This window comes from Massilia cavernae (assembly GCF_003590855.1).
Classification (GTDB): domain Bacteria; phylum Pseudomonadota; class Gammaproteobacteria; order Burkholderiales; family Burkholderiaceae_D; genus Telluria_A; species Telluria_A cavernae.
The window spans coordinates 1-15,299 of the sequence record NZ_QYUP01000071.1; the positions used below are offsets into that span (position 1 = coordinate 1).

Consider the following 15,299-nt stretch of genomic DNA (forward strand, 5'->3'; position numbering starts at 1 on the left):
TAATCACCTCGATGATCGCGCGGGTGTATTCACAACCGCTCACGCGGCTGATTAAATGGGCCGGCAAATTGCGAAGATGTTGACACCGTCGACGTGGAAAATGAATACTCGGATGAGCAAGCCTTGAACGAGCGACCCACGAGACCATGGCATTCATCACCCACATCGACAACCCGCTGCAGCCCGGACACCGCATGCCGCCACACCCAAGCTTCTTCCTCGGCGAAGGCATGACGCCGCCGCCCAGGGCATCCAATCAACCCCGATAGCGCATTCCGACATGATTCTACGCTTCTCCCTGCCGGCGCTGGCCGCCGCACTGCTTGCAACGGGCGCCAGCGCCGCCGAGCGCCTGACCATCACCGTCAGCCATTCCCTTGATATCGCCCGCCCGGCCGAGACCATCGCCATCCCCTGGACGCGCGTGAACGAGGCGCTGCCGCAGGCGTTGTCCCAGCAGCTGGTCATCAAGGACGGCGCTGGCCGCACCCTGCCCTACCAGGTGACCAACATTTCGCCCATGGCCAAGGATCCGGAGATGACCGGCGCCGCCTACGGCGAACTGCTGTTTCAGCACGACTTCGCGCCGGGCGAGAAGACCGCCACCTTTACCGTCGAGAAGGCCGGCGCCACCGTGCCGCCGTTCGCGCCCAAGACCTATGCGCGCTTCGTGCAGGAGCGCCTCGATGACTTCGGCTGGGAGAACGACAAGCTAGCCCACCGCACCTACGGCCCGGCCCTTGCCGTGCCGGCGCCGGCGGGCAGCAACAAGGAAGTGCTGGTCACGAGCGGCCTGGACATCTGGTTCAAGCGGGTGCCGTATCCGATCGTCGACCGCTGGTACAACATCGGCCACGACCACTACCACGTCGACCAGGGGGAAGGCATCGACATGTACAACGTCGGCCCGACCCGCGGCGCGGGCGGCACCGGCATCTGGGACGGCAAGGCACTCCACGTCGGCACCAACTACCGCCAGTGGAAGATCGTGGCCAACGGCCCGGTGCGCACCGTCTTTGAACTGAGCTACGATGCCTGGGACGCCGCCGGCACCAAGGTTTCGGAAGTCAAGCGCTTTACCGTGGATGCCGGCCGCTACTTCGACCGCATCGACAGCACCTTCACCTTCGCCGGCCCGTCCAAACTGACGGCGGCGGTAGGACTGAACAAGCGTCCGAGCGACAAGGGCCAGGAAGTGAAAGTCGATTTCAACGAGAACCGCACCGACGGCACGCTGGTGCAATGGATCACGCAGCGCAGCTTCGGCGACTTCGGCGTGGCCGTGATCGTGCCGCCCGCAGGCACCGTGGGCTTTGCCGCCGACGAGCGCAACGCCCTGGTGACGGCGCCCGTCGCCTCCGGCCAGCCACTGCGCTACCACGTGGGCGCGGCCTGGACCCGCGGCAGCCCGTTTGCCACGCAGCGCGACTGGCAGCGCCACGTCGCAGAGGAAGCGGCGCGCCTGCGCGCGCCGGTCAGCGTCAGCCTGTCCGCGGGGCGCTGAGCGATGGCGCCCCTGTCCCGACGCGGGTTCATCAAGACCGGCGCGCTGGCCGCCGCGCTGCCGCTGGCCGTGCGCGCCACGCCGGCGCGTGCGGCGGCCGCCGCGCCCCCTGCGGCCGACCTGGCCTGGCTCGAAGGCGCGCCGTCACTCATGACCGGCACCACCTTCGGCGTGCCATGGCCGCGCGGCGCGCTGCGCAAGGACCAGGCTTTCGCCCTGTCGGGCGCTGGCGGCGCACTGGCCTGCCAGAGTTGGCCGATCGCCTACTGGCCCGACGGTTCGCTCAAATGGACGGCGCACGCCCTGCCAGCCCAGGCAGCCATGCCCGAACGCCTGCAGCTGCGCCCCGGCGCCTCGCGGTCGGCAAGCGCCCATGCGCTGATGGTCAGCGAACGCGCCGATGCCATCGTGGTCGACACCGGGGTCATCGAATGCATCATCCCGCGCCAGGGCGGCGACATCATCCGCAGCATCCGGCGCGGCAAGCGCGAGACCGCCCGCGCGGGCAGGCTGGTCGCACTGAGTGACGACCGCCCTGACGGCAGCGACGGCACCACGCGCCAGACGGCCTTCGACAGCCAGCTCACGCGCGTCACGCTCGAGCAGCACGGTCCCGTCCGCAGCGTGGTCAAGGTCGAAGGCCATCACCGCGAAGCCGGTGGAACTGGCCGGTCCTGGCTGCCGTTCACGGTGCGCCTGTATTTCTACGCCGGCGCCGAATCGGTGCGCATCATGCACACCTTCGTCTTTGACGGCGACGAGCAAAAGGACTTCCTGCGTGGCCTCGGGCTGCGCTTCGACGTGCCGCTGGCCGACGTCCCGCATGAGCGCCACGTGCGCTTCGGCGGCGAATCCGGCGGCCTGTGGGCCGAAGGCGTCCGCAACCTCACCGGCCTGCGCCGCGACCCCGGCGAAGCGGTGCGCAAGGCGCAGCTGGCCGGGCTGGCCGTTCCGCCGATGACGGAGCGGGTCAGCAGGTCGCTGCACCTGATCCCAGCCTGGGGCGACTACAGCCTCTCGCAAATGTCCGCCGACAGCTTCCGCATCCGCAAGCGCACCAAGGCCGGCCATGGCTGGATCGACGCGGCTTGGGGCCGGCGCGCACCCGGCCTCGGCTACATCGGCGGCACCAGCGGTGGCGTTGCCTTCGGCCTGCGCGACTTCTGGCAGCGCCACCCGACCCAGCTCGACATCCGCAACGCCCACACGGACGCAGCCCAGGTTACGCTCTGGATGTGGTCACCCGACGCGCCGGCGATGGACCTGCGCTTCTACCACGACGGCATGGGCATGGACACCCATGCCGAAGAGCTGCAGGGCCTGGATATCACCTACGAGGACTATGAAGAAGGCTTCGGCACGCCGGTGGGCGTGGCGCGCAGCAGCGAACTGACGCTGTGGGCCCTGGATGCGACACCGGCGCGTGAGCGGCTGGTGCAGATGGCTGCCGCGGTGCAGACCCCGCCCCAGCTGGTGCCCGCGCCCGCCCATATCCTTGGTACACGCGTGTTCGGCAACCTGTGGTCGCTCCCCGACCGCTCCACGCCGGCGCGCGCACGCATCGAGGACCGGCTCGACGCCCACTTCGACTTCTACCGCAACGAAGTGGAACAGCGCCGCTGGTACGGCTTCTGGGACTACGGCGACGTGCGCCATACCTACGACGCCGACCGCCACGAGTGGCGCTACGATGTCGGCGGCTACGCGTGGGCCAACTCCGAACTCTCGCCCGACCTGTGGCTGTGGTATTCCTTCCTGCGCACCGGCCGCGCCGACATCTTCCGGATGGGCGAAGCCATGGTGCGCCACACCAGCGAGGTCGATACCTACCACCTGGGGCGCTTCGCGGGCCTGGGCACGCGCCACAACGTCCAGCACTGGGGATGCAGCGCCAAGCAGGTGCGCATCAGCACTGCGGTCTACCGGCGCATGTATTACTACTTCACGGCGGACGAACGCATCGGCGACGTCATGCGCGAGGTTCTCGACGCCGACCGCCGGCTCGACGCGGTCGACCCGGTGCGCAAAATAGCCGACCAGCCACCCAAGGGCCCGTATCCGGTGCGCGCGAGCTTCGGCACCGACTGGGCGTCGCTGGTGGCGAACTGGCTGACCGAATGGGAGCGCAGCGGCAGTACCCGCTACCGCGACCGGATCCTGACTGGCATGCGCGACATCGCGGCGATGCCGCACGGCTTCTTCAACGGCGACCGCATGGGCTACGAGCCCGACAGCGGGCGCCTGCACAACATGATCGGCACCGGCGCCAGCGCCTCGCACCTGAACGCCGTGTTCGGCGCCGTCGAGATCTTCGACGAACTGATCGCCCTGACCGGCGACCGCGACTTCGAGCGCGCCTGGCTCGACTACTGCGAGCTGTTCAACGCGCCCGCCGACGAGCAGCGCCGGCGCCTGGGCAAGCCGCACGGCGCCGGCAACGCCCTGTACCTGGGTCATTCGCGACTGACCGCCTACGCGGCCTGGAAGCGCAAGGACCCGGCGCTGGCGCGGCGTGCATGGAAGGAGTTCGCAGGTCCCGATGGGCGCACCCCGCCGTTTGTCCCGGCGCGCGTCGCCGGCGCTGCGGTGCTCAACCCGGTGACCGAGGTGCCGTCGGTGACCACCAACGACACGGCGCAGTGGGGACTGGCGGCGATCCAGAACCTCGCGCTCGTCGGCGACGCGCTGCCGCCTACCTGAGAGTCACAACATGACATCGAACCAATTAACCCTTGGCCGCGTGGCGGCTGCCGCACTGCTGGCGGCCCTTGCCACGCAGGCCCATGCAGCGGCGCCCTATCGTTTCTCCTTCGACCCATCCGCCGCGTCTGCGGGCTTTACCAGCGTGGCCCCTGGCACCGCCTACAGCGAGGCACGCGGCTACGGCTTCGAATCCCAGGAAAGTGGCGCCCGCGCCAGCCATTTTTCCGTCGGCCTCCCGGAAGGGAACTACGCCGTCACCGTCACGCTGGGCGACGACAAGGCGCCGTCCACCACCACGGTAAAGTCCGAACTGCGCCGCCTGATGCTCGAGAACGTCCCGGCCGCGGCCGGGCAGACCGTGACGCGCACCTTCACCGTCAACGTGCGTACGCCCCGGATCGCCGCAGTGCCGGGCGTCCCGGCGGGCGAGGTCAGACTCAAGGCGCCGCGCGAAGTAGAGCAGGAAGCGTGGAACTGGGACCAGCGCCTGACGCTCGAATTCAACGGCGATCCGGCCGCGGTGCGCCGCGTGGAGATCGTTCCGGCCGACGTGCCGACGCTCTTCCTGCTCGGCGACTCGACGGTGAGCGACCAGCCGGGTGAACCCTACAACAGCTGGGGCCAGATGCTGCCGCGCTTCTTCGGCCCCGGCGTGGCGGTGTCCAACCATGCCCAGTCCGGCGAAACCTACCGCGATTCGATCGCGCGCCGCCGCATCGACAAGATCCTGAGCATGATGAAGCCCGGCGACGCCCTGCTCATGCAGTTCGGGCACAACGACCAGAAGCAGATCAAGGATGGCCGCGGCGGACCGTTCACCACCTACAAGGCCGAGATCAAGACCCACGTGGAGGCGGTCCGCGCACGCGGCGGCCTGCCAGTGATCATTTCGCCGGTCGAGCGCCGCGCCTTCGACGAGGAAGGCCGGCTGAAGCCCTCGCTGCTCGACTACGCCGAGGCCGCACGCCAGTCCGCCCGCGAACTGGGCGTGCCCTTCATCGACCTGAACGTGATGAGCAGGACACTCTACGAAGCCCTTGGCCCCGAGGGCTCGAAGGCAGCTTTCGCCGCGCCCGCACCGGGCCGGCTGGACAACACCCATCACAACAGCTACGGCAGCTACCTGCTGGCCAAGACTGTCGCGCTGGGCATGCGCCAGGCAGGCATTCCGGTGTCCGCCCAGATCGTCCCCGACTTCCGCTTCGATCCGGCCCGGCCCGATCCTGTCGCCACCTTCGCGCTGCCAGCGAGCCCGCGCCGGACGCAGGAGCGCCCGCCTGGCGACGAAAGCAACAAGGAAGTGCGAACCGGAACCGCCCGGTGAAACGGCGCGCCGCCCTGTCCTTGCTGGCTGGCGGCCTGCTCGGCGGGTGCGCTGCGCTGACACGCCCGAACCGCGAGACCGAAGCGCAGGCCTACCTGTTCGCCTATTTCGTCGGCAACGGCGCGGACGGCCTGCACCTGGCGGCCAGCACCGACGGTTATCGATGGGACGCGCTGCGCGGCGGCTCGAGCTTCGTGGCTCCCGCGGTGGGCAAGGCGAAGTTGATGCGCGACCCGTGCATCACGCGCGGGCCGGACGGCCTCTATCACATGGTCTGGACAAGCGGCTGGAACGAGACCGGCATCGGTTACGCGTCGTCGCCCGACCTGGTCCAGTGGTCGGCGCAGCGCGAACTGCCCGTGATGGCGCACGAGCCGGATTCGCTCAATGCCTGGGCGCCCGAGATCGTCCATGACGCCCGGCGCGGTCATTACCTGATCCTGTGGTCGTCGACCATACCGGGCCGCTTCCCGCTCACGGACGGCGCCGGCGACGGCAAGTACAACCACCGCATCTACGCGACCACCACGACCGACTTCGTCCGCTTCACGCCGACGGCACTGTTCTACGACCCCGGCTTCTCGGTGATCGATGCGACCTTCGTGCGCGCACTGGGACGCGACTGGCTGCTGGTGAAGGACGAAACACGGCATCCGCCAAGGAAGCACCTGCGCGTGGCGGCGGCCGGCGGCCTGGACGGCCCTTTCGGGGCGCTCGGCGCGCCAATCACGCCGCCCGGGCTGTGGACCGAGGGACCGAGCGCGCTGCAGGCCGGCGACGAGGTGATCGTCTACTACGATGCCTATACGTCCGGCCACTACGGGGCGCTGCGCTCGCGCGACATGCTGCACTGGGAAGACGTCAGCCAGCGCACGCGCTTCCCGCAGCGCATGCGCCACGGGACTGCCTTCGCGGCCCCTGCCAGCCTGGTCGACCGGCTCAGGGCGCTGGCGCCCTGAACCTTCAGGATTACTGCCGGCCGCCCTGGAACATCAGGCCGCTGTCGTTCAGGCCGAACTTGTATTTGCGGTTCATCTCGATGATCTCGGCGCCGGCCAGCAGCGCCGGGCCGTAACCGTGCGCCGCCTTCACGCTGGTCGGGCGGTAGGCATAGAACGCCGGGTCGAAGGCCATGCCGGTACCGACGCAGATGCCTTCGATCTGGCCGTTCGGCAGCACCTTGCTGGCCACTGCGTTCCAGGCCAGGTTGGCCATCGGGCCGTACATCTCCGGCTCTACGTAGCCACGGTTGACAGCGCGCGCGATCGCGTAGGCGTAGATCGCGGTGGCCGAGGTCTCCTGGTAGGTATCGCTGCGGTCGATCAGCTGATGCCAGAAGCCTTCCTTGGCCTGGTAGGCGGCCAGGCCGCGGATATGCGCGCGCAGCTGTTCCAGCACCGCCTGGTAGCCCTTGTGGTCCTTCGGCAGCACTTCCAGCACCTCGACCATGGACATTACCGCCCAGCCGTTGGCGCGCGCCCAGTGGAATTCCGGATGGTCGCGCATGCCTTCGACGTAGCCGTGCATGTAGATGCCCAGCTTGGGGTTGAACATGCGCTTCGAGAACTGCTGCACCTGGCGCACCGCGTCGTCGTAGTGCTTGCGGTCACCCGTGGTCTTGCCGAGGTAGGCCATGGTCGGCACGCCCATGAACATATCGTCCAGCCACAGCGTGTTCTGGAGCGGGCGCATCTTCACTCCGCCCTTGCCGTCGGGGCCGCCGCGCGCCAGGGTACCGTCCTTCAGGCGGTATTCCTTCTTCGTGACAAAGTCGCCGCAGATGCCGATCATCTGGCCGTAGTCGACCTTCGAGCCGGCCAGCTTGGCCTTCATGAAGCTGTGGCATAGGGCGCCCGCGTCGTCCAGCGCATGCGGATTCAGGAAGCTCTTGATCGGCGCAGCCGAGCCTGCGGGATCGGCTTGCACCGCCGGCAGGTAGGCGCGGGTCAGCTGCGACAGCAGCTGGTGGCGCTTGCTGACGTAGCCGGCGTAGCGCTGGTCGCCAGTGGCCGAACCTGCGGCCAGCATGCCGAGGTAGGTGACGCCCCACTCGTAGCTGGTCAGGCGGAAGTCGCCCGGCTTGAGCACTGCTTCCGGGTCCGCGCGCGACAGGTCGGTGACCGCAGCGCCACTGGTCTTGTTGATGAGTTCTGCCGGCGTGGTGCGGTCCAGGTAAGTGAACACGCGGTCGAGCACGGCCTTCACCTCGGCTGCGTCCATGGCGCGGTACGGCGCCGGATACTTCACGTCCAGCGCATGCAGCATGGCGTCGGCGGCGGCCGGGCCCTTCTCCTGCGGTGGCGGGGCGTCCTGCGCCGAAGCGCTCATGGCCACTGGGAACAGGCCTGCGACCAGCAGGCCTGTCAGGGCACGGCGCGGCGTTGGGAATTTCATTAAAGTGTCTCCTTTATTTGAGCTGGTGGATTGCTAGATTGTCGATGGTGTGGCGGGACCAAGTGGTCCGGAAGCCGAAGTACCCGCGCGTGTATGGCTGCGGGTCGCGGTAGGTGAAGTAGTCCTTGCCGTCCACGCGCACGCGGGTGCAGCCGTTGTACACCGCGATCTCGACCTGGTAGTCGCGGTTCGGCGCGAGCAGGTGATCACGGTCGAGGTGTTCGCCGAGCAGCACGCGCTGCCCCGCACCGTAGCGCCGCAAGCGCGTCGACGTATTGCCGTTGCCGCCGATGCCAGCGTAGTACAGGTGCAGCCTGTCGTAGTCCTCGAACGTGCCGGAGCGGGTGAACAGGTCGGGGTTGGCCGGATCGTGGGCCATCCAGAAATGGTTCAGGTCCGACAGGCGGTCGTTGTTCCCGCCGTCGATCACGACCCGCCGCGTGTAGGTGATGACCAGGTTCCCGGACAGCGGCCGGTCCAGCCAGACAGTGCCCCCGGAATCGACGTCGATCAGCAGGCGCCCGTCGCGGTTGTCGACGACGTTGCCCGGCTTGCGCGCGTATTCCGCCACGTAGCCGGCCAGGGGACCATTGAAATCGTCCTCGTGCAGCAGCGCGCCGCGCTCGCCGAACGAGTCGCATGCGGCAGCTGGCAGCGCCAGCAGGCAGGCTGCGAAGGCGAGCGCCGGCTTCATTGCAGCGCCGCGCCCTTGTCGGAAAAGTAGGCGCCGAGCGGATTGCCGGGCAGCGCCTTGAGCCCCACGACCACGCGCGCGGCATTGAAGTCGGCGCCCGCAGCGTTCGTGTGGGTACGTGCATCCGAGAAGAAGGTATCGACCGTGGCCACACCGACAGTACGGTAGCCATCCGAGACCAGCATCGTCAAATCCATGAAGTGAGCGCCGCCGGCCTGTGCGACCTCCTTGCCCCATTGCGCGAAGTTGGCGAAGTCGCGCTGCTGCTGCCACGTGTCGCGGTGCGGGACCGACGAAGCGATGATCACGGTGGCGCCCTTCGCCCGCGCGTCGGCCACGTACTTCGCCAGGTACCAGCCGAAGCTGTGCACCTGCTCGCGCGTGCCGTCGGGACGCGTATCCTCGACCGTCTCCGGGCCGGTGCCGGGCGCCGACGCGCGGTTCTTCGACGCCGGGTCGCCGATCCGTCCGCCGTCGTTGTGGCCGAACTGGATCAGCACCGTATCGCCGCGCCGCAACTGGCCAAGCATCCGGTCCCAGCGTCCCTCGGTCAGGAAGGTCCGGCTGCTGCGTCCGCCGATGGCGGCGTTGACCAGATTAATCTTGCGCGTATCGAAGTAAGGTGCGATGCGCTCGCCCCAGCCGATGGCGCCGTTCTGGCCGCCGCTCTTCACGGTGGAGTCGCCCACCAGGAACAGTGTCGGCAGGCCAGGATCGCGCGGCGTCTCGTCGCGCACGGTGCGCGCATCGACCACGGGACGGGCGTCGTCGAGCTTCAAGAACGGCGCGGCGCGCTTCTGGTCCAGCGCCACCAGGCCGGCCAACGCCATGCGCGCATTCAGCTCGGCCCCGGCCCAGTTAGTGTGGATGCGTTCTTCGGGCGTCGTCATCGGGAACAGCTTCATCACCTGTTCACGACCCAGTTCGTCGTAGCGCTGCGCCACTGTTTCGTTCAGGTCGATGAAGCCGGCCTGCTCGCTGCGAGCCACCTGTTCGGCCCAGCCGGCGTAGTCGTCGCGGTTGCGGCGCACCTTGCCCGGGCCGGGGCCGGACTCATTCCATGCCTTGCGCGGCACCAGCGACGCGACGACCGGGGTGGCGCCCTTCGCACGGATGTCGGCAATGAACTTGCGGAGGTACCAGCCGTAGCTGCGCACCGTCTCGCGCTTCCCGGTCAGCAGGTTGTCGATCTCGCTGCTCTCGTCGCCCGTACCGCGGATCGTGCCGCGCGCACGCTTGTCGTCATTCAGCGGCGATGCGTCGTTGTGCCCGAACTGCATGATCACGATGTCGCCGCGCTTGACGAAGGCCAGCGTGCGCTCCCAATGGCCGCTGGTCAGGTAGGTGCGGCTCGACAGGCCGCCCACGGCGCGGTTCACGATATTGACCCGCGCCGGGTCGAACAATGCGGCGAAGGGATTGCCCCATCCCCACTGCCCTTCCGCGCCCTTGCCCTGCCCGTCGTCGCGGCCGTTGCGCACGGTGGAGTCGCCGATCAGGATGATCGAAGGCAGCGCGGGGTTGGCCGGCCCGGGCAGCACCACCTGGGCGCGCGCCGGATCGGTATTGACGGCCGGCGCCGGTGCCGGCTCCTGCGCGGCTGCCGCGCCGCATACTAGCGACAGGAACGCGCAAGCCCGCACAAGGGCGTTCAGGATGGTCATGGTCGGTCTCCGGTGATTCTTGTTCTGCCTCAATTCTATGCGGCGGCGCTGGGAACGACGAGCGCCCGCTCCAAAGAATCAGAAAAATGATTAGTTCCCGGCAACACATACGACGACAATGGTCAAACAATCATTCCTTCCGGAGACACGACCATGCGATTCCGTTTCACTGCCTTCCTGTGCCTGTGCGCGGCCCTGAGCCTGAGCCTGGACGCTTCGGCCCAGATCGGGCGCCGCTTTCCTTCCGAACGCAAGGTCGTCGAGGATCCCGTGACCGGGACCATGCTCACCTTCCTGACCAGCAAGCCGCATGGCGACTCCAAGATCTATCCGACCCACCCGCAGTGGACCGCCGACGGCAACTGGGTGGTGTTCCGTTCGCGCCTGGCCGGCAGCGAGGCGCTGGCGGTGAACGAGCAGACCGGCGACATCGTGCAGGTCACCGAAGGCGGCTACATCGGCATGCTGAACCTCGCGCGCAAGTCGATGAAGCTGTTCTACATGCGCCGCACGGACGCCGGCCTGCAGATCGTCGAGGCCGACCTGGGCCGTGTGCTGGCCGACAGCGCAAAGGGAACGATGCAGGCCGCTGCCAGCTACCAGCGCGTCGCCGCCACCCTGCCCGCCGAGCTGCAGGCCGGCGGCGACCTCGCGCTCGACGCCGGCGAGGAATGGGTCTATTTCGCGGTCGGCAAGGAGGAAGCAGCCCGGCACATGGCGCCGGGCGCGAAGATCGAACCGGCTTTCGGCCCGCGCCGCATGGGCGCAGGTCCGAACGGCATCGCTCGCCTGAACGTGCGCACCGGCGAGGTGCGGCACGTGGTGTCGGTGCCGTTCCAGGTCGGCCACATCCAGGCCAACCTGTGGAATCCGGGCGAAATCGTGTTCTGCTGGGAGACCGGCGGCAAGGCGCCGCAGCGCACCTGGACCGTCCGCGCCGACGGCAGCGGCCTGCGCCCGCTCTACCCGGAAGCGCCCTACGAATGGGTGACGCACGAAGCGGTCATTTCGAAGGACGAAGTGGCGATGGCCATCATGGGCCACCGCGCGATTCCCGGCGCCGCGGCGGCGGTCGATGGTCCCGCCACCGGCGTCGGCGGCGCCAATCCGGGCCAGGACGACGGCTGGGGCCAGACCGGTACCCGCGAGAAGCCGAGCGGCCTGGCGATCGTCAACCTGCGCACGCGCCAGATGCAGATCGTCGGACAGACCGATTCCGGCAGCGGCTTCTGGCACGTGCACGGCTCCAGCGACGGGCGCTTCGCGGTGGGCGACGATTTCAGCCGCAACCTGTACCTGATCGACCGCCGCAACCGCGAAATGATGCTGCTCACGACCGGCCACAAGACCACCGCTGCCGACCACCCGCACCCGACCTTCAACGCCGACGGCACCAGGATCCAGATCCAGTCGGCCATGCTGTCGGAGGACGGCCGCACGCTCAACATCGTCATCGTGCCGGTACCGGACGCCTGGCTCAAGCGCCCCGCCCGGCCGTAACCCGCTACCATCGGAGGATGTCCATGATCGACAGGAGACGATTGATGAAGGCGGTGGGCGCCAGCCTGCTCGCCGCAGCGGCGCCGTCGCTGTCCGCGGCCACGGCCCACGTCATCCCTCTCTGGCCCGAAGGGGTGCCCGGCGCACGGCCGGACCTGGGGCCGGAGCGCACGGACGACGACGGACGCACGACCAACATCACCGAACCTTCGCTCACCGTGTATCCGGCCGCGACCGACCGCGCCAACGGGACCGCCGTCATCGTTTGCCCCGGCGGTGGCTACACGCGCCTGGCGACGCGGCGCGAAGGCGAGCAGTACGCGCAATGGCTCGGCACCCTGGGCATTACCAGCTTCGTCCTGAAGTACCGGCAGAGCGAATTCGGCCACCCTGCGCCGCTGCGCGACGTGCTGCGCGCAGTGCGGCTGGTGCGATCGCAGGCGGCACGCTACGGCGTGCGGCCAGACCGGATCGGCGTGATGGGCAGCTCGGCTGGCGGACACCTTGCGGCGAGTGCCGGCATATTGTTCGGCCATCCGCTCGGGCGCACCGGTGTGGAGCTCGACACGGTGAGCGCGCGCCCGGACTTCGTGGTGCTGATGTACCCGGTGATCGCGATGGAAGGACCGGCGGTCCACGCCGGCTCGCGCAAGTCCCTGCTGGGCGCGTCGCCCGATGCGGCCGCGGTGCAGCTCATGTCGCTCGAGCGCCAGGTGACGAAGGCGATGCCGCCCACGCTGCTGATCCATACGCAGGCCGACCAGGCGGTGCCGGTCGAGAACAGCATCCTGTTCTACCAGGCGCTCACGCGCGCAGGCGTGCCTGCGGAGATGTACCTGTTCGAGCATGGCGCGCACGGCATGGGCATGCGCGACGGCCTGGGTACCGCGTCGAACTGGCCGCGCCGCGCCGAAGAATGGCTGCGCGGGCGCGGCCTGCTCGACCGGGCCAAATAGCCCGGCAACCGATCAGGCCAGGTGGAAAACCTGGGTGAGCGGCCATTCCTTCGGACGGTTGCCCGGTTCGACTTCCATCAGGTCGGCCATAAAGTCCCACCAGCGCCGCATCACTGGATGCTCCGGCAGCGGGCCGAGGTCATGCCCGGGATGCAGCTTCATCACGGCGAACAGGTCGAGCGTCGCCTCGTCCAGGAAGATTGAGTAATCGTGGATGCCCGCGCCGCGCAGCAGCGCGGCCAGTTCGGGCCAGATCTCGTCGTGCCGGCTCCGGTACTCGTCCTCGTTGCCAGGCTTGAGTTTCATGCGGAATGCGCGCGTGGCATGGATGGTCATGTCTTGTCCTGCTCCTCGTAGATTTTCGGGGGCGCAGCATCCCACCGCGCCCCGCTATGTGTAGTCGTAGCTTAACTTCGTAGTTTAACTTAGCGCGTGAACGCCGCGGCATTGCCGGCGTCGACATTCAGGACGTTGCCGGTGCTCTTGCCGGCCTTGTCGCTGGCGAAGAAGTACACGGCTTCGGCGATGTCCTCCGGCAGGACGCTCAGCTTGAGCATGCTGCGCTTGCGGTAGAACTCCTCGATGTCGTCGATGCCGATCTTGTTCGACGCGGCGCGCTCTTCCTTCCACTTGCCGTCCCAGATACGCGAGCCGCGGATGACCGCGTCCGGATTGACGACGTTGACGCGGATGCCGTGCTCGGCCCCTTCCAGGGCGATGCAGCGTGCCAGGTGGATCTCGGCGGCCTTGGCGGTGCAGTAGGCCGAGGCGCCGGCCGATGCCACGAGGCCGTTCTTGCTGCCCACGAAGACCATGCTGCCGCCCAGGCGCTGCTGCTTCATCATCTGGAAGGCGCTGCGGCTGGCCAGGAAGTAGCCGGTCACCAGGATGTCCTGGTTGCGCTTCCAGATCTCGAGCGTGGTGTCTTCCAGCGGCGCGGCCGAGGCGATGCCGGCGTTCGAGACCAGCAGGTCGATGCCGCCGAAGCGCAGCGCGGTATCGGCCAATACCTGCGCGACTTCTTCTTCGCTGGTGATGTTGCCGCGCACCGTGGCCAGGTTGTCCTTGCCGGCCACCTTGGCCAGTTCCTGCGCGGCGCCCTGCAGCGCCTCGGGGTCGATATCGGTCAGCATCACGCAGGCGCCTTCCTGCAGCAGCTGGCGGGCGACCGCCTGGCCGATGCCGCCGGCGCCGCCGGTGACCAGGGCGATGCGGCCCGCCAGGCCTTTCGGCTTGGGCATGCGCTGCAGCTTGGCTTCCTCGAGCAGCCAGTATTCGATGTCGAAGGCTTCCTGTTCCGGCAGGCCGACGTAGCTGTCGACGCCGTTCGCGCCGCGCATCACGTTGATCGCGTTGACGTAGAACTCGCCGGCGATGCGCGCCGTGGCCTTGTCCTTGGCGAACGACAGCATGCCGACGCCCGGGATCAGGTAGATGATCGGGTTGGCGTCGCGCACCTTCGGGCTGGTGGCGCGCTTGCAGCGATCGTAGTATGCGGTGTAGTCGGCCCGGTAGTCGGCCAGCGCCGGGTCCAGGCCGGCGACCAGGCGATCGAAGTCCGGCGCGGCCGGGTCGAAGTCGAGCACCAGCGGACGGATCTTGGTGCGCAGGAAGTGGTCAGGGCACGAGGTCCCGAGGGCCGCCAGCGGTTTCAGGTCGGCACTGCAGACGAATTCCAGCACGGCGCCGCTGTCGTCGAAGTGGCCGAGCTTGTACTCGTCCTGGCTGATCTTGCCGCGCAGGAGCGGCATCAGGCGCGATACCAGCGCCGCGCGCTCGGCGGCCGGCAGCGGGTCGGCGGCCCGGCCGCCGAACACCGGCTGCCGGATGTTCTGCGCCAGCCAGTCTTCGGCGCGCTTGATGATCGCCAGCGTGGTCTCGTAGCAGGATTTGGCGGTATCGCCCCAGCTGAACAGGCCGTGCCCCTCGAGGATGATGCCCTTGAGCTGCGGATTCTCGCGCGACACCGCTTCGAGCTTCAGGCCCAGGTCGTAGCCCGGGCGCTGCCACGGCAGCCAGCCCAGCTCGCCCTTGAAGATCCTGGCGGTCAGCGCCTTGCTGTTCTTGCAGGCGGCGATCGCGATCACCGAGTCCGGGTGCATGTGGTCGACGTGCTTGCGGTCGATGTACGCATGCAGCGGGGTATCGATGCTGGCCGCGCGCGGGTTCAGGTTGGCGGTGCAGTGCGGCAGGTAGCCAACCATCTCGTCCTCGAGCTCGAGGCCGCGGTAGCGTCCCTTCAGGGCATGCAGCTTGTCCATGTAGAGGGTCGAGAAGCCGTCCAGCTTGATGCTGCCCAGGTCGCCGCCCGAGCCCTTGACCCACAGCACCTCGACCTGCTCGCCGGAGAGCGGGTCGAGCATGTCGATCTTGGCCGACGTATTGCCGCCGCCGAAATTGGTAATCCGCAGGTCGGAACCCAGCAGGTTGGAACGGTACAGCAGCAGTTCCGGTTCGCTCAGGGTGGCCGCGGCCTGGTCATCCCAGCGCGAGATGATCGGTTCCCGTTGCTTTGTTTCGCTCATTGCGCCCATCAAATCCTCCAAGTTGATTGTTTTGT

12 protein-coding genes are annotated in these 15,299 nt (G+C 68.0%); 7 read left to right on the forward strand and 5 right to left on the reverse strand.

The window, feature by feature from the left end:
• The first annotated feature begins 146 nt into the window (after positions 1-146).
• The 5 genes from D3872_RS26970 to D3872_RS06920 are packed head-to-tail and all read left to right on the forward strand — an operon-like array spanning position 147 to position 6,490.
• Positions 147-269 (forward strand): hypothetical protein, encoded by a 123-nt coding sequence (locus D3872_RS26970; RefSeq protein WP_274381698.1) that lies wholly within the window; start codon positions 147-149, stop codon positions 267-269.
• Between the two features lie 11 nt (positions 270-280).
• Positions 281-1,504: a DUF4861 family protein gene (locus D3872_RS06905; RefSeq protein ID WP_119810089.1), complete on the forward strand. Its 1,224-nt coding sequence runs from the start codon at positions 281-283 to the stop codon at positions 1,502-1,504.
• A gap of 3 nt (positions 1,505-1,507) precedes the next feature.
• Complete coding sequence (locus D3872_RS06910; protein ID WP_119810090.1) at positions 1,508-4,204, forward strand: exo-rhamnogalacturonan lyase family protein; 2,697 nt, start codon at positions 1,508-1,510, stop codon at positions 4,202-4,204.
• 10 nt (positions 4,205-4,214) lie between these two features.
• Positions 4,215-5,531 (forward strand): rhamnogalacturonan acetylesterase, encoded by a 1,317-nt coding sequence (locus D3872_RS06915; RefSeq protein ID WP_119810091.1) that lies wholly within the window; start codon positions 4,215-4,217, stop codon positions 5,529-5,531.
• Entirely contained in the window at positions 5,528-6,490 is a 963-nt protein-coding gene (locus D3872_RS06920) for a glycoside hydrolase family 43 protein (protein ID WP_119810092.1), read from the forward strand. Before D3872_RS06915 ends, D3872_RS06920 begins: the two co-directional genes overlap by 4 nt.
• 10 nt (positions 6,491-6,500) lie before the next feature.
• Here D3872_RS06920 and D3872_RS06925 read toward each other — a convergent pair whose 3' ends face one another.
• Genes D3872_RS06925 through D3872_RS06935 form a run of 3 tightly spaced genes read right to left on the reverse strand, consistent with a single transcriptional unit; the run spans position 6,501 to position 10,283 of the window.
• Positions 6,501-7,925: a glycoside hydrolase family 88/105 protein gene (locus D3872_RS06925; RefSeq protein WP_119810093.1), complete on the reverse strand. Its 1,425-nt coding sequence runs from the start codon at positions 7,923-7,925 to the stop codon at positions 6,501-6,503.
• Between the two features lie 13 nt (positions 7,926-7,938).
• Entirely contained in the window at positions 7,939-8,619 is a 681-nt protein-coding gene (locus D3872_RS06930) for a DUF6250 domain-containing protein (protein ID WP_119810094.1), read from the reverse strand.
• Positions 8,616-10,283, reverse strand: a complete 1,668-nt coding sequence (locus D3872_RS06935) for a rhamnogalacturonan acetylesterase (protein WP_119810095.1) — start codon at positions 10,281-10,283, stop codon at positions 8,616-8,618. The genes D3872_RS06930 and D3872_RS06935 overlap by 4 nt, the downstream gene beginning before the upstream one ends.
• Positions 10,284-10,436: 153 nt before the next feature.
• Between D3872_RS06935 and D3872_RS06940 the strand changes: the two genes are divergently transcribed.
• Both D3872_RS06940 and D3872_RS06945 read left to right on the forward strand, forming a co-directional pair.
• Positions 10,437-11,783, forward strand: coding sequence for a TolB-like translocation protein (locus tag D3872_RS06940; protein WP_119810096.1), 1,347 nt, complete (start codon positions 10,437-10,439; stop codon positions 11,781-11,783).
• 23 nt (positions 11,784-11,806) lie between these two features.
• Complete coding sequence (locus tag D3872_RS06945; RefSeq protein WP_119810097.1) at positions 11,807-12,739, forward strand: alpha/beta hydrolase; 933 nt, start codon at positions 11,807-11,809, stop codon at positions 12,737-12,739.
• 12 nt (positions 12,740-12,751) lie between these two features.
• On the opposite strand, the gene D3872_RS06950 is transcribed toward D3872_RS06945, so the two are convergent.
• Together D3872_RS06950 and D3872_RS06955 are read right to left on the reverse strand one after the other, a co-directional pair.
• Positions 12,752-13,075, reverse strand: a complete 324-nt coding sequence (locus tag D3872_RS06950; RefSeq protein WP_119810098.1) for an L-rhamnose mutarotase — start codon at positions 13,073-13,075, stop codon at positions 12,752-12,754.
• A gap of 89 nt (positions 13,076-13,164) precedes the next feature.
• Entirely contained in the window at positions 13,165-15,273 is a 2,109-nt protein-coding gene (locus D3872_RS06955) for a bifunctional rhamnulose-1-phosphate aldolase/short-chain dehydrogenase (protein WP_119810132.1), read from the reverse strand.
• Positions 15,274-15,299: the final 26 nt, after the last annotated feature.

What these genes read in the sequence shown, in the direction of transcription:
- D3872_RS06945 (WP_119810097.1), top strand. Translation starts at nt 11,807, where the DNA reads ATGATCGACAGGAGACGATTGATGAAGGCGGTGGGCGCCAGCCTGCTC.
- D3872_RS06950 (WP_119810098.1), bottom strand. Translation starts at nt 13,075, where the DNA reads ATGACCATCCATGCCACGCGCGCATTCCGCATGAAACTCAAGCCTGGC.
- D3872_RS06910 (WP_119810090.1), top strand. Translation starts at nt 1,508, where the DNA reads ATGGCGCCCCTGTCCCGACGCGGGTTCATCAAGACCGGCGCGCTGGCC.
- D3872_RS06955 (WP_119810132.1), bottom strand. Translation starts at nt 15,273, where the DNA reads ATGGGCGCAATGAGCGAAACAAAGCAACGGGAACCGATCATCTCGCGC.
- D3872_RS06940 (WP_119810096.1), top strand. Translation starts at nt 10,437, where the DNA reads ATGCGATTCCGTTTCACTGCCTTCCTGTGCCTGTGCGCGGCCCTGAGC.
- D3872_RS06925 (WP_119810093.1), bottom strand. Translation starts at nt 7,925, where the DNA reads ATGAAATTCCCAACGCCGCGCCGTGCCCTGACAGGCCTGCTGGTCGCA.
- D3872_RS06905 (WP_119810089.1), top strand. Translation starts at nt 281, where the DNA reads ATGATTCTACGCTTCTCCCTGCCGGCGCTGGCCGCCGCACTGCTTGCA.
- D3872_RS26970 (WP_274381698.1), top strand. Translation starts at nt 147, where the DNA reads ATGGCATTCATCACCCACATCGACAACCCGCTGCAGCCCGGACACCGC.
- D3872_RS06930 (WP_119810094.1), bottom strand. Translation starts at nt 8,619, where the DNA reads ATGAAGCCGGCGCTCGCCTTCGCAGCCTGCCTGCTGGCGCTGCCAGCT.
- D3872_RS06915 (WP_119810091.1), top strand. Translation starts at nt 4,215, where the DNA reads ATGACATCGAACCAATTAACCCTTGGCCGCGTGGCGGCTGCCGCACTG.
- D3872_RS06935 (WP_119810095.1), bottom strand. Translation starts at nt 10,283, where the DNA reads ATGACCATCCTGAACGCCCTTGTGCGGGCTTGCGCGTTCCTGTCGCTA.